The sequence below is a fragment of the Bacteroides sp. DH3716P genome (genome assembly GCF_025914115.1).
GTDB classification, from domain to species: domain Bacteria; phylum Bacteroidota; class Bacteroidia; order Bacteroidales; family Bacteroidaceae; genus Bacteroides; species Bacteroides ovatus.
The window spans coordinates 821149-842903 of sequence record NZ_CP083673.1 but is presented as its reverse complement, the minus strand read 5'-3'; the positions used below and the strand labels follow the sequence as shown (position 1 = coordinate 842903).

The following is a 21755-nucleotide window of genomic DNA, read 5'->3' as shown; positions in this document are numbered from 1 at the left end:
ATGCTACTTGATAACTTCTATACCATCCTTTCCTCCGAATCATCGGACTCAACGATCTGGACTATCCAGGTAAAGTTGAATCCCGGGCATCCTGTTTATCAGGGACATTTCCCCGGACATCCGGTAGTTCCGGGAGTTTGCCTGTTACAACTTATCAAGGAATGTGTAGAAGACATTCGCCAGCAAAAATTGCAAGTAACACAAGTGTCTTCCTGCAAGTTTCTTTCGGCTATCAATCCTATAGAAACACCGCACATTTCGGTGGCACTGACTTTTAAAGAGACAGAAGAAGGTACACTTCAGTTGCAAGCGGAAGGGACTATAAAGAAGGAAGCTGTAAAAAAGAGTACTGTGAAAGAGAGCACTGTAGAGGAAAATACCGTAAAGAACGAATGTTTCATCAAACTAAAAGCTGCACTTACCCCGACAGTATGAAGGAACAAATAAGTACAGCCTATTGGCACGAGAAGTTGAAACAATTAGGGATCATCGTTATCATCCCAAGTTACAACAATGGAAAGACACTGGCGGACGTCATAGAAAGTGTACGTTTCTACGCCCCCGATATCCTTGTTGTCAACGACGGTTCTACAGATGAAACAGCCGAAATACTTAGCCGGGAATCTAACTTACATACCATCACCCACCCTGTCAATCAAGGAAAAGGAGTAGCTTTGAGACATGGACTATCCTTTGCCAAAAAGCAAGGATTCCGGTATGCTATCACCATTGATTCTGACGGACAGCATTTCGCTTCGGATATCCCTGCATTGATCGAATCCATAGAAAAGGAACCGGACACATTATTGGTAGGTGCCCGTAACCTCGCCTCGGACAACATGCCGGGAAAGAATACATTTGCCAATAAGTTTTCCAACTTCTGGTTTACCCTCGAAACAGGTATCAAACTGCAAGATACTCAATCCGGCTACCGCCTGTACCCCATCCAACGAATGAATGTGGACAAGTGGTATTACACCGCCAAATACGAATTTGAGTTGGAAGCACTTGTCTTTGCTGCCTGGGGAGGCATTACCGTTAAAAACATTCCGGTACATGTTTATTATCCGCCACAGGAAGAGCGAGTTTCTCATTTCCGACCGTTCCGCGATTTCACCCGTATCAGTATCCTGAACACAGTACTGGTGCTCGTCACTTTCCTTTGGATCATCCCCCGAAACTTCTTCCGTAAACTGACCTGGAAGAACTGCAAGCAGTTTTTCTCGGATCATGTCACCCACTCCCCCGAATCTAATCTGCGGATCACGGCTGCCATCACACTCGGCGTATTCATGGGGATCGTTCCGGTATGGGGATATCAAATGCTAATCACGTTATTTCTGGCACATTTGTTCAGACTGAATAAAGTCATAGCTATTGTAGCAGCCAATATCAGTATCCCTCCGATGATTCCATTTTTGCTGTACGGCAGTTACGTAACCGGTTGCAAAGTGCTGGGAGATCCTGTCAATCTGCATTTAAACGAACTTTCTTTTGAAAATGTAAAATCAGTCATAGAGCAATATTTAATAGGAAGTGTTATCTTTGCAGTCGGTTGCAGCATACTGGCAGGAACCATCGCGTTCATTCTGCTCACGGCGTGTAGGAAAAAAAAGATATGACCCAGTTTTTTATCGGACTATATGATTATTTCGAGAGGCACAAGATTCTGTTCTATTTGTCACTCATCAGTTGTGTCCTGTTAATGGGATTCTTTGCCCTGCAAGTAAGGTTCGAAGAGAACATCACACAATTTTTCCCCGACACTAAAGATTCCCAGAACACAATCAAAGTATTCGACAATCTCAAGATTAAGGATAAGATTATCATTATGTTATCCTCGGCAGATACCTGCCACCGCGTAGAACCCGACTCCCTGATAGAAGCAGCCGGACAACTGCAACAAACCCTGACTGAAAAAGCCGGAGGAAAACTGATTAAAGGAATTCTCGCACAGGTAGACCAAAGCCTCATCCAAGGAGCCACAGACTTCGTTTATGAACATCTTCCGCTTTTCCTGACAGATACGGACTATCAACGCTTCGATTCCTTACTGACGGATAAAGGGATACAGGCTGTCATGCAAAAGAATTATACCAATCTCCTCTCTCCTGCCGGAATTGCATTAAGAAGCTATATTCTCCGGGACCCGCTCGGACTGGGAAGCGAAACCCTGAAACATTTGCAAGATTTCCAGTTGGAAGCCAACTACGAGATTTATGACGAACATATCTTCTCCAAAGACGGTTCCACCTTACTTATGTTCATTACCCCGGTATTCAGTACAGGCAGCACCGGAAAGAACGACGAACTGATAAAGATACTCGAAGAAGAGCTCAAGCACGTACAGGGAGAATCTCCTACCATTCGAGCTGAATACTTCGGCGGTCCCTCCGTGGGAGTCTACAACGCCCGTCAGATTAAGAAAGATACCATCCTGACCTCCTCTCTGGCACTGCTTATCATCATTGTATTCATCTCACTCGTTTTTAAACGAAAGAGATCGATACCGTTGATTATTACTCCAGTACTGTTCGGAGGATTATTTGCCCTGTTTCTCATTTTCTTTATCAAAGGAAGTATCTCCGCCATTGCAGTGGGAGCTGGTTCGGCAGTGATGGGTATTGCACTAAGCTATTCCATTCACATGCTGGCACACCAGAACCATGTTTCCACCGTTCAACAACTTATTAAAGAGATAGCCTATCCGCTTACGGTAGGTAGTTTCACCACTATCGGCGCATTTCTGGGATTGATATTCACCAGTTCCGATCTGTTACGCGACTTCGGATTGTTTGCCTCTCTGGCATTGGTGGGCACCACCCTCTTCTGTCTCATTTACCTGCCTCATTTTCTGAAAGGACAGGCAGACGTCAAACAGGGACGCATACTACGCATCATCGAGAAAATAAATGCTTATTCTTACGAAAAGAATAAATGGCTGGTAGGCGGCATCCTCCTCATTACAGTGATCTGTTTGTTTACTTCGCAAAAGGTAGGCTTCAACAACGATATGATGAGTCTCAACTATGAGCCCCGCCATCTCCAACAATCGGAAGAAAAATTACTGCAACTCTTCGACAACGACGAAAAGACCGTGCTTTTTGTCAGTGTGGGCAAAGACATGAATCAGGCTACCGAAATTTATGCAACGACCAATCAGAAGTTATCGGCACTGAAAGAGCAGGGACTCATCAAAGAGTATGCCTCCGCCTCACAGTTTCTGATCTCTCCGCAAGAGCAGCAAAAACGCCTGAAGAAATGGAAAGATTACTGGACGGATGAAAAACAGCAACAAGTCCGTGAACAGTTGGAAACAGTTGCCGCCGAATATCGTTTCCGCCCGGGAAGCTTCGAACCTTTTTATCAATGGATGAACCAGCCTTTCGGTGAATATCATTACACCGCGCAAGAAGACGATTTATCCGGCAAGCTATTGAATGAATGGCAAACCTCTGCCGATTCCATCACCATGCTTATCAGCCAGATACGGATCAGCGAACCGAATAAGGAAGCTGTGTACCAGAACTTTAATAAAGACCCGAATGTAGTCATCTTCGACCGTTCCTATTTTGCCAACAAATGGGTATCGGCCATCAATGACGACTTTTACCTGATTCTGTACATCTCTTCTTTCCTCATATTCTTTGCACTATGGTTCTCCTACGGACGTATCGAACTTACCCTGATGAGCTTTCTCCCAATGCTAATCAGCTGGGTAATCATCTTGGGATTGATGGGAATTCTGGGGATTGAGTTCAATATTATCAACATCATCCTGTCCACCTTTATCTTTGGCATTGGAGATGACTTCAGTATCTTCATTATGGACGGGCTACAAAACAAATACCGTACAGGTCAGAAGGTGTTGAATTCCCATAAAACAGCCATCTTCTTCTCCGCCTTCACCACAGTGGTCGGTATGGGAGCACTTGTGTTTGCCAAACACCCGGCTTTGCAATCCATTTCCCTGATTTCCATTCTGGGTATGATAGCAGTGGTACTGGTGGCTTATACCATTCAGCCACTCATTTTCCGGTTCTTCATCGCAGGCCCCGCTTCCAAAGGATTACCGCCTTATACGCTTATCGGATTGATACGTACCGTGTTGCTCTTCCTGCTTTTCTTTATCGGCTGCATCGTCCTCCGTATATTGATTATCCTGCTTTATCCGGTGCCTGTGCGCAAAAGCAGCAAGCAGCGTTTGGTGTGCCGCCTGATACAAATCACCTGCAAAGGAATTTTGCTACTGGCCACCGCCGTCAAAAAAGAACATATCAACAAAGCCAACGAACGCTTCCGGCATCCGGCAATTATCATTGCCAACCACCAGTCGTTCATCGACATTCTGGTATTGCTGTCTCTTTCATCTAAAATCCTGATGGTAACCAACCATTGGGTATGGCACTCTCCTTTCTTCGGAGCCATCATTCGTTATGTCGACTTCTATTATATAGGCGAAGGATACGAGCAATATATGGAACGGATGCGGAAAAAAGTGAAGGAGGGCTACTCCATCGCCATTTTCCCGGAAGGCACACGTACCTATAACGGAAAGATGAAACGTTTCCACAAAGGAGCATTCTATCTGGCAGAAGCATTGAAACTGGATATTCTGCCGATCCTGCTTTACGGTAATAACAAAATCATTGCCAAAGCACAGCCTTTCAATATCCGGAAAGGAATCATCTATACAGAAATACTTCCCCGTATACCACTAGACGATCTGTCTTTCGGAAGTACTTATCAGGAGCGTACCAAACGCATATCCGCTTACATGAAAGAGGTTTATGCCCGTATCTGCCGTGAACAGAACACGACGGACAATCCGGCGTTCTACGAAGCTCTTATCCAGAACTATATCTATAAAGGTCCCGTCGTAGAATGGTATATCCGTATTAAAGTAAAGATGGAAAAGAATTACCGGCTATTCAACCGGTTGATTCCCGTCCAAGGGCAAATCACAGACATCGGTTGCGGCTTCGGCCCGTTATGCTATATGCTGTCTCTGCTTTCCGAGGACCGGGAAATCCTGGGTATTGATTACGATGAAGACAAGATAGCGCTGGCGCAGCACGGATGGTTACGCAACGAGCATCTCCAGTTCAAGCATGGCAATGCATTGGAATATCCCCTGCCGGAAAGTGATGTCTTTATCCTGAACGACATGCTTCACTATATGAGCTACGAACATCAACAAACCCTATTGTTGAAATGTGCCGGTCGCTTGCGTTCACAAGGAATGATTATCATACGCGACGGAAATTCAGCCAACGCTTCCAAGCACCGGTTAACCCGGTTCACGGAATTACTATCCACCCGTATCTTCAACTTCAACCGGACAACCGGAGAACTGTATTTCACCACTGAAACCCAATTACGGGAAATAGCAGTCGCCTGTGGAATGGCTGTCGAAATCATTCCTAATGACAAATATACATCAAACACCATTTACATATTTAGAAAACCGAACTAGTATGAGCAAATATGACATCATCATTATCGGCAGCGGCCTTGGCGGACTGGAATGCGGAGCGATTCTTAGCAAAGAGGGATTCAACGTATGCGTAGTAGAAAAAAATGCGCAATTCGGCGGATGCTTCCAGACTTACCAACGAAAAGGGCATCTGTTGGATACGGGTATTCATTATGTAGGAAGCCTGGATGAGGGTCAAGTGATGAACCAGTATTTCCGCTATTTCGGTATCATGGACAAGCTGAAAATAAAACGCTTGGACGATGCTGCTTTTGATACGATCTACTATAAAGGAAAAACATACGATTATGCAATGGGATACCCGCAGTTTATTGAAACCATCTGCCGTTCCTTCCCGCATGAGAAAGAAAACTTGAAATGCTATGCCGAACAGCTTCAGGCTGTCGGAAACCTGATTAGCGTAGACCACCTGAAACAAGGCACACTCGCTTTGGAGGGTATGAAATACTTTTGTACCTCTGCCGCCCATCTGATTGCGGATATCACTCCGGACCCCGCCTTACGAAATGTACTGGCAGGTTCAGCTTTACTCTACGGAGGTTTGAAAGATGTCTCCACTTTCTACCAGCATGCCATGATTAATCACTCCTATATTGAAGGCGCCTACCGTTTTGTAGACGGAAGTATGCAAGTCAGTCTGGAGCTAATCAATGTAATCCGGGCAAACGGAGGGACCGTGCTCAATAACAGTGAAGCCACCCGCATCATCGTTGAAAACGAAAAGGTACAAGGGGTTATCATCAATGGAGAAGAGCGACTGGAAAGCGACTTCGTCATCTCCAATATGCATCCCCAACGGACATTGGAGATACTGGATAAAAACCGTAGCATCAAGAATGCCTATATTTCCCGCATCCGTTCGTTGGAAAATACCTACGGCATTTTTACGCTCTACCTGGTAATGAAGAAAAAAAGCACTCCTTATCAGAACCGCAACCTGTATCTGCATGCGAACAATAAAGTGTGGTATGACAAACTGCTCTATCCGGGACGGACCACCAACTGTATGATTTCCATGCAAGCGTCTTCCGAGGACAGTCAATATGCCAGTGTCATTTCCATCCTGACACCTATGTATATAGATGAACTGTCTGCCTGGAAGGACACGACTCCCGAACATCGGGGAGAAGACTACCAATCCTTCAAAAAGGAGAAAGCAGAACAGATTCTCCGCTTCATCCGAGGACATGGCATTGACCTTTCAGAAAACATAGAAGAGATGTATACCACTACTCCATTAAGCTATCGGGACTATACAGGAACAGTGGATGGTTCCGCGTATGGGATTATCAAAGATTATAAATGTCCGCAAATTGGTTTCGTATCTACAAGAAGCCGCTTGGGAAATCTCTTTCTCACCGGGCAAAACCTGAATGTGCATGGTGCATTAGGGGTAACACTAACTGCCATGCTGACTTGTGCGGAGTTTGTAGGACAAGAATATCTGGCTAAAAAAGTAGGAAATGCATAGAATAGTCAAAAAGACACTCCAATACACGGGCTTCCTTTTCCTGTCGCTCATCGTTCTATTGATAGCCGGAATCAGCTATCTCTACTTTTCTGCGGATATGCAAACGCCCAAACATGAGCAAAGCATGACCACAGACAAAGTGATTGATATAGACAGTCTCCACCTCCGGCATTATGGAGATAACTTTCTCCGGCACAGCGACAGCGGCTTATGGGAATTGTTTGTGAAAGGGGATGCTTTCCAGAGAGGAGAAGCTATCGGGCAACTGTCTTCCGACCTGCTCCACCATCAAGAGAAAGTGTTCGTGGATCAGATTCGTGAGATTGTTCCTTCAGACAGTTATCTGAAATTCCTCCGGTTCTTCATTGTATTATTCAACCGTAATCTGGGTGAGAACGTCCTCGAAGAATACCGCGACGAGATCTACGGAATCTCGCTATCATGTACGCATGAATACGACTTCATCGGCACTCCTTACGAACGCCAGTTGAATTACCATTCGGCACACGACCTGGGACATGCCATGCAAGATTATATGTTAGTGGGATGCAGTTCGTTCGCCACTTGGGGAACACAAAGTGCAGATTCATCCCTGCTGATCGGACGTAACTTCGATTTCTATGTAGGAGATGCCTTCGCAGAGAACAAGCAGGTGGCTTTTTATGTACCGGAGCAAGGATACAGGTTTGCTTCCGTCGGATGGCCCGGTATGATAGGAGTGTTATCCGGCATGAACGAGACAGGTCTTACCGTGACAATTAATGCTGCCAAATCTGCTGTCCCCACAGGTTCCGCCACCCCCATTTCCATCCTGACCAGAGAGATTCTGCAATATGCAGCCACTATTGATGAAGCCTTTGCCATCGCCAAAAAACGGGAAACATTCGTCTCCGAATCCATATTGATAGGTTCTGCCAAAGATGGCAAAGCCGCGATTATCGAGAAATCTCCGGAGAAAACTGTGCTTTTCACCGGAAAAGAAGCCAATCGGCTCATCTGCACCAACCATTACCAATCGGAAGAATTCAGCAAGGACGAACGAAACATGGAAAATATCCGCACTTCCGACAGCCCATACCGTTTTGCACGATTAACGGAACTCATTAATGAGGATCTTCCGATCGATGTCTCCAAAGCCGCCTCTATCCTGCGTGACCACAAAGGCCTGCAAAACACAGACCTGGGACTGGCCAACGAAATGGCCATCAATCAGTTTATTGCCCATCATTCCGTCATCTTCCAACCGGAGAAACGGCTGATGTGGGTATCGACCTCTCCCTGGCAATGTGGGAAATACGTAGCCTATGACCTGAATAAGATATTCAAAGACACGATTGATTGGCAACACGAAATATACAGTTCCGACCTGACCATTCCGGAAGATAAATTCATCGACACACCGGAGTTCCAGCATCTTCTCACGTATAAGAAACTGACTCCGCTTTTATTGAAGAAAATCAGAAAAAAGGAACAGATAGAGGAATCTGTTTTAAAAACATACCAAGCCTCCAATCCTTCCCTATACTATGTATATGAAGTAATAGGAGATTACTACGAGGCCATGCAGCAATCTAAACAGGCCATTGCATACTGGCAACAGGCATTGAAGAAATCCATTCCCAAGTTGCAAGAGAAAGAACGTATCCAACAGAAAATTCAAAAACAATCCAAAGATGGAAAAGAATCCTGAAATTCAGTTCCGCTCACCGGAAGATATCAAAAGCTATCAGGAAGAACAGTTAGCCAAAGTGTTAGCCTACCTGCAAGCACATTCCAAGTTCTATCAACAGATGTTTGCCGAACATCACATTGATATCAATCAAATAAAGACGATTGAAGACTTGCAACAGATCCCCGTCACTACCAAGACGGACCTGCAACTCCATAACGATGATTTCATCTGCGTAGACAAAGAGGAAATTATCGACTATGTGACGACTTCGGGCACATTGGGAGATCCGGTCACTTTCGTTCTCACCTCTGAAGACCTGGACCGTCTTTCTTACAACGAATACTTATCTTTCACCACCACCGGATGCACCAAGCAAGATATTCTTCAATTGATGACTACCATCGACCGCCGTTTCATGGCAGGCTTGGCATATTATATGGGAGCCCGCGAACTGGGTATGGGAGTGATCCGTGTAGGCAACGGCATCCCGGAACTGCAATGGGACACAATTCGACGGATACATCCGACTTGTGGAATGGTAGTCCCCTCTTTCCTTATCAAACTGATAGAGTTTGCCGAAAAGAATCATATCAACCATAATACCTGTTCCATGCAGAAGTGCATCTGTATCGGAGAAGCATTGCGCAATCAGGAATTCCAGTTGAATACGCTCGGACAGAAAATACACGATAAATGGCCTGCCTTGCAGTTGTATTCCACTTATGCCTCCACCGAAATGCAGTCGTCCTTTACCGAGTGTAATGAATTCCACGGAGGGCATTTGCAACCGGAACTTATCATTGTAGAGTTTCTGGATGATAACAATCGTCCTGTGGAAGAGGGAGAAGCAGGGGAAGTGACGATCACGACGCTCGGAGTCAAAGGTATGCCGTTGCTCCGTTTCAAAACAGGTGATATTTGTTACCACCACACCGATCCCTGTGGTTGCGGGAGAAATACCATCCGCCTAAGCTCCATCCTCGGCCGGAAAGGACAAATGATTAAATACAAAGGAACGACGTTGTATCCGCCTGCATTATTCGACATTCTGGATAATATACCTTCGGTAAAAAACTATATCATTGAAGTTTATACCAATGAATTGGGAACGGATGAGATTCTGATTCGTATCGGAAGCGAGAACCGTAGCGAAGCCTTTGCCAAAGAGATTAAAGATCTGTTCCGTTCGAAAGTCAGAGTGGCGCCAAGCATCAATTTTGAATCGGCAGAGTACATTGCCAAGATACAAATGCCTCCAATGAGTCGAAAAACGATAAAATTCATTGATTTACGATAATTATTTTCTACTTTTGGAAGTTAGTAACCAACTATATCACTTTAACATTAACGTATATGAAAAAACTTATTCTATTCTTATTCTTGAGCACGAGCCTGTTCTGTTTCGGACAAGGCAAGAGTGCATTGAAAGACATTCAGTCTATTAAGTTCTATGGGGTAGACTACTCCCAAGTAAAAATTTTCGGTGCAGATGAATCACCGGCACAATTCAAAGATGCTTTCAGACGTATCAATGAACTGTTCATCACAGAAGCTAAGAAGTATAACGTAGGAAAACAATTGAAAAAAGAAGTGACAGAGATTTCACTGGATGCCGTTAATCAGGTGAACGAAAACATCGACCTGACCGAGCTAATGACTGCTAAAAGAGAATATACTCTTAGTAAAGAGCAAATCAAAGCAGCCATCAACGCATTGCCTATCCAGAAAACACCCGGAGTAGGTATGGTGTTTATCGCACAGTTCCTGGACAAATCAAACAATAGAGGTACGTATGAAGTCGTATTCTTCAATACCGAAACAAAGGAAATCATTGAAGAATGGATTACCGACGGCAAGGCACGTGGTTTCGGATTGCGCAACTATTGGGCAGGCTCTATCTATAGCGCACTCAAGAAACTATAAACAATAAAAATACAAGTATGAGAAAACTACTATTAGTACTGACCTTATTATTAAGTATCAGTACGTATGTCGCAGCACAGAATTACACAGAAGTAGTGTATTTAAAGAATGGCAGCATTATTAAAGGAGTAATCATTGAACAAGTGCCCAATGTCTCTTTAAAAATCAAAACAGGTGATGGCAGCCTCATCATCTGTCAGATGAGTGATGTGACTAAAATCACAAAAGAAGAGCGGTACACAAGAGATTATCGTAAGGATACCAACGACCGCAAAGCCGCAAGAAATACATTAAAAGGCTATAAGGGTTTCGTAGACTTTGCATATATTGGCGATGTGAGCGACTACAATGCCTCTAAAATTGAATTATCAACCACACATGGTTATCAATTCAACAATTATTTCTTTGTAGGTGGTGGCGTTGCTTTCAACTACTATACCGATGCAGTTCTTTATGCAGCCCCCATCTATGCTAACTTCAGAGCTAACTTCATCAACAAAAAAGTGACTCCGTTCGCCGACGTAAAAGCCGGATATGCTGTAGGAGACATAGAAGGAGCGTATGCTTCAATAGGAGTAGGAGTACGTTTCTCTTTAAAAGGGAAAAAGGCCTTGAATTTAGCTTTGATGTATAACTTCCAAGATTATGACGCCACAACAGATTATAGTTGCAGCTATGGAGGGCATTATTATCATAACAGTTGGAATGATACATGGGAGTTACATGGAGTAGGAGCTAGATTCGGATTTGAATTCTAAGCCTGTTTGCAATACAGATAAATTTCTTACCCTACTATTGCTTTTCACTAATTAATTTTGTATCTTTAGTAATTTTCATCCTTTTGAGGATAGCTAGTCACCTTATAGAATGATAAATGTCACCCTATAAGGTGACATTCGTCTTTTTATAAAGTGCCCATTGTCCCGTTACAACAGGACAACCACCCGACTGCATAAAAAGTCACTAGTTTCTGCACTGAAAAGTCTTAATCTATGCACTGAAAGACCTTAAATACAATGAAGAATAATGGAAACGTTATTGATGCGTTATATAAAGAATATTAGGAACTTTCCGTTCTCCGGCATGGTCAAACCGCCCATTGTCACAAGGATAATTAACGACTCCATTATCCGATGCACCGGACAACCAAAGAGTAGTAGATCCACCTCCATCCAAATTTAATGCATCCTCACCTCCTAAAACCCGGATCAGATGTGCCAATTCCGGAATATTCACTCCTCCTGCTTGTTCAGGAAAACGCCCGTCTACCGTTATCAACAGGACTTTTCCATCCTTAGTAGTAGCAACAGCACTACGAGGGTGCTTCGTCCGGATAAAATTCGGTTCACACGAGTTCCAATCACAAACCTGTCCGTCTTTCAACATTAACGGACCGGAAGCTAGTATCGTACCTGCTTTGCCTTTATAATTCTTTTCTATCTGTTTGTTCCAAGGAATTAATTTCATTCCCCTTTTGCGCACACTAATGGCTCCTGTGACACGCTGTTTAAACTCACTCTGCAGCGTTGTATCAATAACTTGGCGATCCGTCTTCAGGAAACAGACCGAGTTTCCCCGTTTCATGTCAAAATAGGAGCCATTAATGGCTGCAATGGCGTTATATTCAGAAGCAATCTTACTTGTTTCTTTCATTTTATCCGAAACGGCAACATTGACTTTCAAACCTGCAACAGGATCAATTTCTATCAGGCTGATAGATTGGGGACCTTGATATAATTGAGGGATAGAAGCATACTTATATACAATTCCTTTTTGAGGATTTTCTATCTTCCAACAAGCAGATACAATTGCCAATGAATCCGCTACTGTCTGCCCTTTTACCATTTCAATGGAGCATACAGCCAGGATAACGACGATTAACAAGTTTTTCTTCATAAACTAACGAATAAATGTGTTAAGTATAATATATATTAGTCTTAATGACCAGTAATATCCGTATTATAATCTTCCCGATTATATTGCCATAACAGAATAGGATATCCTTTCGCATTTACCTTGTAATACCATGAGTTTCCCCATCCTGCATCAAGGTAGTTCTGCATATTCGATAAGAACTCCTTCGACTTAGTTTCCCCATCGTGGGGTTGCTTCACACCGACTAATTCACCGGAAAATTCGGTTTTAGGTACTCCGGCATTCAAAATCTTCATATCGTCTGTTGCCCAACAATCAACAACCGTCATATTAGCTGCTCCCATGAAGGCGGCAATACGCCCCAAATTTACACCATTTTTCTTGTTTTCCACTAATTTATTCAAAGCAACGCATCTTTTAGGTGCAGTATCAAAATAAGCTCCGATACCTGCTGCTCCGGAATTCATTGAAATAACTTCACCTGCCGCATAGCAATTCTCCAATATACCACCAGCCCAGACAATACCTACTATTCCCCCGGCACGTGAATTTCCTGTTTCATTCTTCGCTGTAACTGTGGCAGTAGAATAACAATTCTTAATGGACGAATACACAGATCCGCTCGGTTTACCGATATTACCGGAAATACCGCCAATTATATCAAATCCCGATACCTTTCCGCTCGTATAACAATTTTCTACACTTCCGGTAAGTACATCCGAAGTCGGGATTTTTATCCCTACATAGCCGGCTAATATTCCGCCTCCATTTTGTGCCACAATATCTGCATCCACAATTCCCAAATTCTTGCAGACTCCACATAACACCCCGAACAAGCTGGCATAGTTACCTTGCGATTTCAAGCCTTTTATAACATGCCCGTTTCCGTCAAAATGGACGAGTCTGTCATAAGGCTCACTCACATTCAAAGCCTGCCAATCAATCCCTGACATATTCACATCGGCCTCCATTCTGAAATAAACCATTCCTTTAGAATAATTGACCTTATGCATATCCTGCATATGTCTCGCCGTTTTTATAATATAAGGATTATCCTCCGAACCGTCACCAGAGTCAAACAACTGCCCGTTGCTATGCTTCTTTACCAAGATGAAAGTCCTGACACTGCGTTGTCCGTAATGATCGAACTTTTTATTATCACACGGATAGTTGACTACATCTGTGGCTGAAAGATTACTGTCGCGTATATACATCGTTGTAGACCCTCCTCCGTCTACGTTCAAGGCATGCTGTGGTTTAAAATACTGGTTTATAAAGGAGGTAAGCTCTTTGGCAGTCATTCCTGCCGCCAAATCCGCACGACCGTCCACTGTTACCAACAAAAGTTTATTCTGTTCAGTCAAAGCCACAGCGGTACGGGGATGACGTACTCCCTGATGTCTTCGGTAATCCTCTCCATCCAGGGAATTCAGGTTGATTCCGGTTATATCTCCAATAAATGTTTCACCTACTGGTTGATAATCATCTATCAAGACTGGTGCTCCCGAGAATATGTTAGGCATTGAATTATAGGAATATGATTCCTTTGTTCCATATCCAATTTCAACCTTATAGCCGTCATAAGCTATGGCCCCTTCATGTTTCCAATATCTTAAATGCCCTTCGGGAAGAGTGATCGGTGAAATTATTGAGCCATTGACTTTTACGAAAGAGGCTTCAAGTTCATACGTACCATTAATTCCGGCTACCGCATCATGTTTCAGAGCAACGCTTGACAAAGAATCGAGTTGAGGAGCCGAAACAAACTCCAATTCGTAATCAGGACTCGACAGGTCGATTTCAAGCACATTTATTTGTTGTTGGGCATTGAAAGCCCCTTTATTATAGGAGTACCATATAAAACTCTTTCCGTCAATAGAATCTATTTTCCAGCCATCTTTGTCCTTCAATGTCGGTTCTTCAACCGGGATAGGAGGAGGAGTATAATTCTGTCCCTTTCCTATCATATCGCTGAAATCTTCATTGTCCAGTTGGCTGGAGCAGCTGATAGCTATTATAAAAAGCGTAGAAACTAGTAATATCATTATTCTATATTCTTTCATGACCGATCAAATTAAAAGTTTAAATTATCATTCCATCCCGGATTCTGTGTCAGAGCTCCATTTGTCAAAATACGGTCCTGCCTTGGAATCGGGTATAAATAGTCCCGTTCTTCATTCCACTGGCGAGGAACATCTTTATAGCAAATCACATTTCCGGATTCTCCTTCTGTCAGTTCTACCGTAACTCCAATCTCCAGATATTCAAGCGCATTGACACCACCAGGCTTTGCTCCTTTATACAAACAGACATCAATAGTCCCGTCATGATTCAGGTCATAATTGCCCGGACCGGGGAAATACATTCCCAAAAACTCATCATCCATACAACTCCCCGCTTTCCAACGCATTAAATCATAATAGCGGAAGCCTTCCATTAACAATTCTATGACTCTTTCACGACGGATTTCCAGTATGACTCCTTTATTCGTTTCAGAGACATTAGGATAGACATTCAGCAGATAAGGATCGGGTCCTGTATTAGCGTCACTCATATTCAGGTTCGGCATTCCTACCCTATCCCTTATTAATTTAATTGTCCTGTCAATATCATTCTGTTCCAACGTTCCCCTTTCCGCTTTGGCTTCCACATAATTCAAAAAAACCTCCGCCGTCCTGAAAATAGGAAAATCATTTTCAGACGTGTCACCAACATCATATTTGGTGGCACCCGAATATTTAATTAAATGATACCCAGTCATTGCCGAAGAGAAATTAGGACCCGACTGTTTCGTTTCTCCCGGACGTATATATCCGGGAGTACGGATGGTCTGTGCCAAACGAGGATCCCTGTTCTGACATTCATCAAAAAATACCTTAGTGGCATATCCTTGCATGTCCGTAAAACGGGAACCGTTCTTATTCAAATACATATTTACAATCTTTTTCGATAATCCGGGTCTGCCTTTCGAAGCTGTATTTTCAAAACCTTGCACGTCGTGGCGGATATTCAGTGTCCCATTATAGTCTCTAGCCAAAACAATTTCCTGCTGAATGGCATTCAAGGAAGAAAAAAGAGTCTGATAAGGAGTACTGCCTGTTTTATACAAACTATATCCACTATTCTTCATAAAGTCATCGGAAGCAGTAATGCACGCATCCAAATATTTTTCGTAGTCTGCTATCCCATGATACTTGCGGAAAGTGCCTTCAAACAGACAAACTCTTGACTTCAATGCCAATGCAGCCCATTTACTGACTCTGTAAAGTTCTTTATCTTTGGATAAAGTAGTAATAGCAAAATCCAAATCTTCAATGATTTTCTGCATCACAAACTCTCTGGAATCCCGAGGTTTATACAACAGTTCAGCATCAGACGAATCCAGTACTTTATCATACCAGGGGACATCTCCAAATCGCTGTACTTTCTTAAAGTAAAAATAAGCCCTGAAAAAACGGGTGATTGCATCGTACTTATTACGTACATCTTGATCTTCACAATTATGAGAATTCTCTAACAAGAAATTAAGACTTCTCAATGCCTCCCAATTCCATCCTCCACCCGTCGATGGAATGATCCGTTGCCCAGTTACCTCATCATCCAACGGAGAAACAATCAATACATCTGCATTATCTTTATAAATATCTGCTGCCGTAGGCAGTATATTATAGTAAAACTGATTACTATACAGTTGAAGTTCGTTTTCATTCTTGAAATAGGTGGTTGGAGACAAACTGTCTTCAGGATAAAGGTCCAGTTTATCACACGATATAAAAAGAATGGTAAACAACCACATAAATATGATACTAAACTTGGTTTTCATATATAGATATATTAGTTATTATCAGAATGTAATATCAATACCAAAAGAATAGGTCTTTGAGAACGGATAAGAGAGTGCATTAGTCTTACCTGTTTTCCAATTTGTTCCGGCAGCAGCCGCTTCCGGATCAATATAATCCGTATCCAGCCTGTCTAATGTGAGCAGATTCTCACCACTGAAATAGAGACGGGCTTTCTGCACATGTATCTTTGATAACCATTTAACAGGTAGCGTATATCCCACAGTCAGGTTTTTCAGTCGGCAATAGGCAAGACTTTGCAAGTATCTGTTATTAACCGATGACAAGGAACGGCCATCAGTCCATGCGATATATCCTCTGGGGCGGGGGAAATAAGCATCAGGATTGTCTACGCTCCATACGTCTGCCAAAAAATCCTTTGGAATGAAACTTGGTGCTGGTGAACTATACGGTCCCCAAAAGGCAAATGCATCACTGGATGGGTACCAGTCTTGTTTCCCCACTCCCTGAAAGAACACGGAAAAGTCAATGCCATTCCATTCTGCATTAAGTCTGATACTGTACGTATAGCGCGGAAGAGAATTACCTATAATCCGTTGATCCTTAATATCATTAGCACTGACAGTTTGTTCGATCTTATTATTGCCATCAAGATCGAGATATTTCATGTCTCCAGCATGCAGTCCTCTATCGACAACGGCATTGTTGATGATATAGTTTACGACACTCTGGTCTACTCCATAATTAGCTGCCTCTTCATCTGTCGCAAAATAGCCATCAACCATATACCCCCATATATCCCCCAGTCTCTGACCGACATAAGGAGAACTGATTTCTTTATTAGGGTTATCATATTTCGTAATCTTGGAGACATTATCCCCGATTCCAAACGAAACACCATAGTTAAAAGGTTTGTCCATCACATTAAAACGGTCATTCCAGGCAACGACCAATTCCCAACCTTTGGTCCTTAAGTCAGCAGCATTCATATTAGGAGATTTTGCGCCATAGACAGACGGTAATGCTTTGCCGGGCATTAGCATGTCTTTTGTATCCCTTATATAAGCATCTGCCGAAATATTCAATCTATTATTGAAGATACCGATATCAAGACCAATATTTTTAGTAACTACGGTTTCCCATGTCAAGTCGGAAGCATTAGGAGCGGTTTCATAGGCATACGAGGCTTTTTCTTTATCACCAAACGAATAATTAAGAACTTTTCCTGTTTCTATTTGCTGCAGATAATCATAATAACCAACTTGCTGATTGCCCAAAGTTCCATAAGACAGTCGTAACTTTAGGTTATCTACTGTATTTTTCAATGCTCCATAAAAAGGCTCTTCGCTAATGCGCCATCCGGCGGAGAACGATGGGAAGAAGCCGTACCGATGGCCTTTTTTAAACCGGGAACTGCCATCGTATCTTCCGCTCGCCTCAAACAGGTATCTTCCTTTATAATCATAGTTTGCCCTATAAAAGACACCAAATAAAGCATATTTATTCTTTCCTCCGGTGACTACTGTATTTTCTCCCTTAGCCAAATTAAAGTCATTCAATTCATCAGATAACAGTCCATCTTTACTCACAGTCAGATCTTCATAAGATTTTGTCTCATAGTTGATACCGCCTGTCAGTTTCACATTATGAGAGCCGGCAAACAAGTTACCATAAGTTCCGTAAGCATTATATGCATAATACAGATTTTTTGTATTCAACACAGTCAGTTTATTCCCTCCGCTTGTACTCTCGGGCATGGTAATCGTAACACCCGGTACCTTGGAGTATTGCATGTCTACACTTCTATTGGTACATTTCTTGTCATATTTCGAATATGTGTAATTCCCTATGATTTCAACATGTTTTACCGGATTTATAACGACTTCAAATGTGGTCATAAACTCGTCTATCTCATCTTTATTATTATGTTTCTTATTAGATAATGCAACGGTGGTACCCGCCAAAGTATAGTTCATGATATTAGTTTCATACACCAGTGTACCATCAGGATGTACAGGCACTAATATAGGCAAGGCACGATAGCTTGCATTCTTAAATATTGTATTCACTCCACCAAGTCCCGGATAGGAGTAATTCGATTTGAAATAAGAGGTATTATTACTGACGGATAACCATGGAGTCACTTTGGCTTCCAGCCTTGATTTGAAGTTATAGCGTTCATACTTGTCCGGTTGTATTTTAAGAACTCCTTTCTGATTATAATATCCTCCGGAAAGCCTGAACTTCAAATGTTCACTTCCACCGGAAATGCTTACATTATGTTCATGCGTCGGACGTTTATGGTCATATAAATAATTATACCAATCAAAATTCCCATAGTATTTATACTGTCCGTTTTCAGTTACTACCCAGGGCCGTTCGGGTTGTTCCGTCTTATCATTTCTCCTGATCCACAACTCATGATAATCCTTTTCCGTATATGTAAGCAATGGTGTCCCTTGCCAGGTAGAGAAAAACATATCACTAATACCGGCCGCATAATATCCACGGGTTTCATAATCTGTCGACGTAGTTACATCACTAAAGCTATATCGTCCGTTATAATTAAGAGTGACTTTGCCTTTTTCTCCCGTCTTTGTAGTTACCAGAATAACTCCATAGGCGGCACGTGCTCCATAAATTGCCGCAGACGACGCATCTTTTAAGACCGAAACAGAGGCGACATCATTCGGATTGACACGATTCACATCTCCCTCCACTCCATCAATAAGGACCAACGGTTTGGCAGAACCACTAATGGAATTCACTCCTCTGATATTAAACGAACCTCCATCTCCTGCACGACCGGAAGAAAAAGAGACAGTCATGTTAGGAACTGCTCCTTGCAGTAATTGAGACATAGTCGAAGCAGAACGCCCTGCCAATTGATCCCCCTCTACCACAGACACGGCACCTGTCAAATTGACTTTCTTCTGTGTTCCATAACCTACAACCACCACTTCTTCCAAAGATCTGGAGTCTTCTTGCATGGTTATATTGACAACCGAATTATTCTTGACGGGAGATTCAACGCTCTTATAACCTAAAAATGAGAAAACCAATATACTATTGTCCGGAACCTCGATAGTATATCTTCCATCCATATCGGTGATGGCTCCTATTTTCTCACCTTTAACAGCTACATTACAACCGACAATAACCTCTCCCAAATCATCTTTCACAGTTCCTGTTATCTTCCGACCGGGAGTTACGTTTTTCATTTTCTCCATATTTTTCACCAGAATAATATGGTTGCCTTCCATCGTATACGAGAAACCTGTTCCTTGCAAAACTCTATTAAGAATTTCGGCAACCGTGGTTTCCCGAGTAGATACTGCTATTCGTTTGTCTAAAGCAATCTCATGCTCATTGTAAATAAACAAATAGTCTGTTTGTTTTTCAATCTGCCTGATAATGTCAGATAGTGTTGCGGTACCTTTATTCATCGTTACTTTCTGATTTTGAGAACGGACATTCAAGGAATATGTCTCAAAAACAATGAATAACAGGAAAAAGACAGTTAACCTCATAATTCTTAAAATTTGAGTACAGTGTGTTTTTCTATGGACAATACGTCCACACCAAAGATTATTTTTCATATCTTTGCCTAGAGTTATTAAGTTAATACATAAAGATTTGTAACAGATGACGAGTCTTTTTTATTGACTTCTCACATATCGGTAAGTGCTGCAACACTTACCGATATTTCTGTTTTAAACGGGCAGGTTCTCTTGCTCTCATTTTCAGTGTTTTTTTAGATTAAATACTAGGGTTAATAGATTATGATCTGATTCTTTTCGTCGTCCTGTATATAATTAAATTTGATGTATTTCTGCAATACTCTCATCACATGTTCGATTCCTTCTTTCTGGCGGAACTTACCGGTACACGGATGAGAAGTTATTTCTATGTTTTTATTAATGATCTTCACTTCATAATATTGCTCTAATTTCTTAAAGACAGTTTCCAACGGTTCATCTTTAAAAGAATAAATACCCATCCTCCACAAGAAATCATGATCCGAAGTAAAGGTCTCTTTATAAAGTTTCCCGTCTCTAACTTCCACCTTTTCATGTGGATTCAAGATTATTTCGTTTTGCGTTTCAGGATGGTATACGGTGACTTTACCTTCTATCAAAGAAGCTTCAAATAAACCGGAGTTAGGATATGCCGAGACATTGAAAGTAGTTCCTAATACTCTGATATCATATTTCTCGGTCTCAACAATAAAAGGATGTTTCTCGTTATGAGCCACTTCAAAATACCCCTCTCCTTCCAAAATCACTTTCCTCTCTTTGGCATGAAATCCGGTAGCCGGATATTTTAAAGTAGAGTTGGAGTTCAACCAGACAATTGTCCCGTCAGCCAAAACCAGGCTAGCCCTTTGCCCTGCGGGAACCGTCATCATCTGCATTTCAGTAGAGTGTTCAAACCGATACTCTTGATATTCCTTATGAATAATAAAAGCAATCATGGCAATGACTGCCGCTATCTTCATAGAGGCCCAAAGATAACGCATCATAATTTTCTTATTTTCCGCCTTTTTTTCTTGCAAATTACCATTCCAGATAGTAGCGTCATAAATATGACGCATTTGCATCAGTTGTTCACGGTGTTCTTCACTTTCTTTCATCCAGCGCACGACTTCTCTCTTTTCTTCGGGAAGAGCATCTCCTGCAAGATATTTATTTAATAGTTTCGTATCCATACTTTTTCCTTGGGGTTAAGACATAAGCTTTTTGAGGGCTTACATATATAAGACACGCCACTTACAAACTTCACTAGAAGAAAAATAAAAAAAGTGCTTTGAGGTCCTTCATTTGTTCATCAATGCCGAGGAGGATATGCATCAATGCCGAAGGAGAACTTTATCGGTAAGGTATTCTATTAGAAAAAAAGTAGAGTATAAAGGTAATCTTTGAGGTTCTTCCTTAAAGCTTGCAACGCTTTGCCAATATGATAGTCTACCCCTTTCACTGTCATATTTAATGATTCAGCGATTTCTTTCATCGATTTATTCTCATATCGACTCATCATAAATGCCCTTCTTGTTTTTTCCGGCAATTCATTTAAAGTATGATTAACAATGGCGATTATTTCTTCAGAGAAAAGTTGGTTAGGATCGGAAGAGTCAAGAGAAGAGATACGGAAATCAAGTTCGTAAAGTTCATCATCCAGGATGTTTTCCCTGGCCTCCATCCGCAGATGCTCATTTCGCAGGTAGTTTAAGGCCTGATTCTTTACCACAGTCATCAAAAAAGCACGGATATTTTTCACCTCTTCAGTCTTCATCGTACTCCATAAAGTTATCATTGCCTCAGAGGCTATATCTTTCGACTGCATCTCATCGTGAAGATAGGATTTAGCAAACAAGAAACAACGTTGATAATACTCAATATAGATATCATCAAATGTCATATTAGAGCTTATGGCACCGTTTTGTCTTCTCATTTTAGCGTATTTCTCACCTGTTTAGACTTTTGTTAACGAAGCAAAGATAGCTAAAAGAAGTTA

14 protein-coding genes are annotated in these 21755 nt (G+C 42.1%); 8 read left to right on the top strand and 6 right to left on the bottom strand.

Features of this window, described 5'->3' with window-relative positions:
- From KQP79_RS02890 to KQP79_RS02855, 8 genes are read left to right on the top strand one after another with little or no spacing between them, the layout of a single operon-like run.
- On the top strand, window positions 1-435 hold the full coding sequence (locus KQP79_RS02890) for a 3-hydroxylacyl-ACP dehydratase (RefSeq protein ID WP_004311046.1): 435 nt from the start codon (window positions 1-3) through the stop codon (window positions 433-435).
- Window positions 432-1622 (top strand): DUF2062 domain-containing protein, encoded by a 1191-nt coding sequence (locus KQP79_RS02885; protein ID WP_032856124.1) that lies wholly within the window; start codon window positions 432-434, stop codon window positions 1620-1622. Before KQP79_RS02890 ends, KQP79_RS02885 begins: the two co-directional genes overlap by 4 nt.
- Window positions 1619-5476 carry a trifunctional MMPL family transporter/lysophospholipid acyltransferase/class I SAM-dependent methyltransferase gene (locus KQP79_RS02880; protein WP_004311048.1) on the top strand — a complete coding sequence of 1286 codons (3858 nt, stop codon included), beginning with the start codon at window positions 1619-1621 and terminating at the stop codon, window positions 5474-5476. The genes KQP79_RS02885 and KQP79_RS02880 overlap by 4 nt, the downstream gene beginning before the upstream one ends.
- Window position 5477: 1 nt before the next feature.
- Entirely contained in the window at window positions 5478-6968 is a 1491-nt protein-coding gene (locus KQP79_RS02875) for a phytoene desaturase family protein (RefSeq protein WP_004311049.1), read from the top strand.
- Entirely contained in the window at window positions 6961-8658 is a 1698-nt protein-coding gene (locus KQP79_RS02870) for a C45 family autoproteolytic acyltransferase/hydolase (protein ID WP_004311050.1), read from the top strand. The genes KQP79_RS02875 and KQP79_RS02870 overlap by 8 nt, the downstream gene beginning before the upstream one ends.
- Window positions 8642-9937 (top strand): phenylacetate--CoA ligase family protein, encoded by a 1296-nt coding sequence (locus KQP79_RS02865; RefSeq protein ID WP_004311051.1) that lies wholly within the window; start codon window positions 8642-8644, stop codon window positions 9935-9937. The genes KQP79_RS02870 and KQP79_RS02865 overlap by 17 nt, the downstream gene beginning before the upstream one ends.
- Before the next feature lie 56 nt (window positions 9938-9993).
- Window positions 9994-10563: a hypothetical protein gene (locus tag KQP79_RS02860; RefSeq protein WP_004311052.1), complete on the top strand. Its 570-nt coding sequence runs from the start codon at window positions 9994-9996 to the stop codon at window positions 10561-10563.
- Window positions 10564-10580: 17 nt separating this feature from the next.
- Complete coding sequence (locus tag KQP79_RS02855; RefSeq protein WP_004311053.1) at window positions 10581-11321, top strand: hypothetical protein; 741 nt, start codon at window positions 10581-10583, stop codon at window positions 11319-11321.
- Between the two features lie 277 nt (window positions 11322-11598).
- Here KQP79_RS02855 and KQP79_RS02850 read toward each other — a convergent pair whose 3' ends face one another.
- The 6 genes from KQP79_RS02850 to KQP79_RS02825 all read right to left on the bottom strand — a co-directional run bounded on the left by KQP79_RS02850 (window position 11599) and on the right by KQP79_RS02825 (window position 21659).
- The gene (locus KQP79_RS02850) at window positions 11599-12459 is read right to left on the bottom strand and encodes a phosphodiester glycosidase family protein (protein WP_061447549.1); all 861 of its coding nucleotides are present in this window, start codon (window positions 12457-12459) and stop codon (window positions 11599-11601) included.
- 41 nt (window positions 12460-12500) lie between these two features.
- Window positions 12501-14483, bottom strand: a complete 1983-nt coding sequence (locus KQP79_RS02845; protein WP_225483979.1) for a phosphodiester glycosidase family protein — start codon at window positions 14481-14483, stop codon at window positions 12501-12503.
- Window positions 14484-14512: 29 nt separating this feature from the next.
- Window positions 14513-16261, bottom strand: a complete 1749-nt coding sequence (locus KQP79_RS02840; protein WP_061447551.1) for a RagB/SusD family nutrient uptake outer membrane protein — start codon at window positions 16259-16261, stop codon at window positions 14513-14515.
- Window positions 16262-16282: 21 nt separating this feature from the next.
- On the bottom strand, window positions 16283-19840 hold the full coding sequence (locus KQP79_RS02835; RefSeq protein WP_081104590.1) for a TonB-dependent receptor: 3558 nt from the start codon (window positions 19838-19840) through the stop codon (window positions 16283-16285).
- Between the two features lie 173 nt (window positions 19841-20013).
- Window positions 20014-20949, bottom strand: coding sequence for a FecR family protein (locus tag KQP79_RS02830; protein WP_009000287.1), 936 nt, complete (start codon window positions 20947-20949; stop codon window positions 20014-20016).
- A 179-nt stretch (window positions 20950-21128) separates the two neighbouring features.
- Window positions 21129-21659, bottom strand: coding sequence for an RNA polymerase sigma-70 factor (locus KQP79_RS02825; protein ID WP_138343178.1), 531 nt, complete (start codon window positions 21657-21659; stop codon window positions 21129-21131).
- Between the last annotated feature and the right edge of the window lie 96 nt (window positions 21660-21755).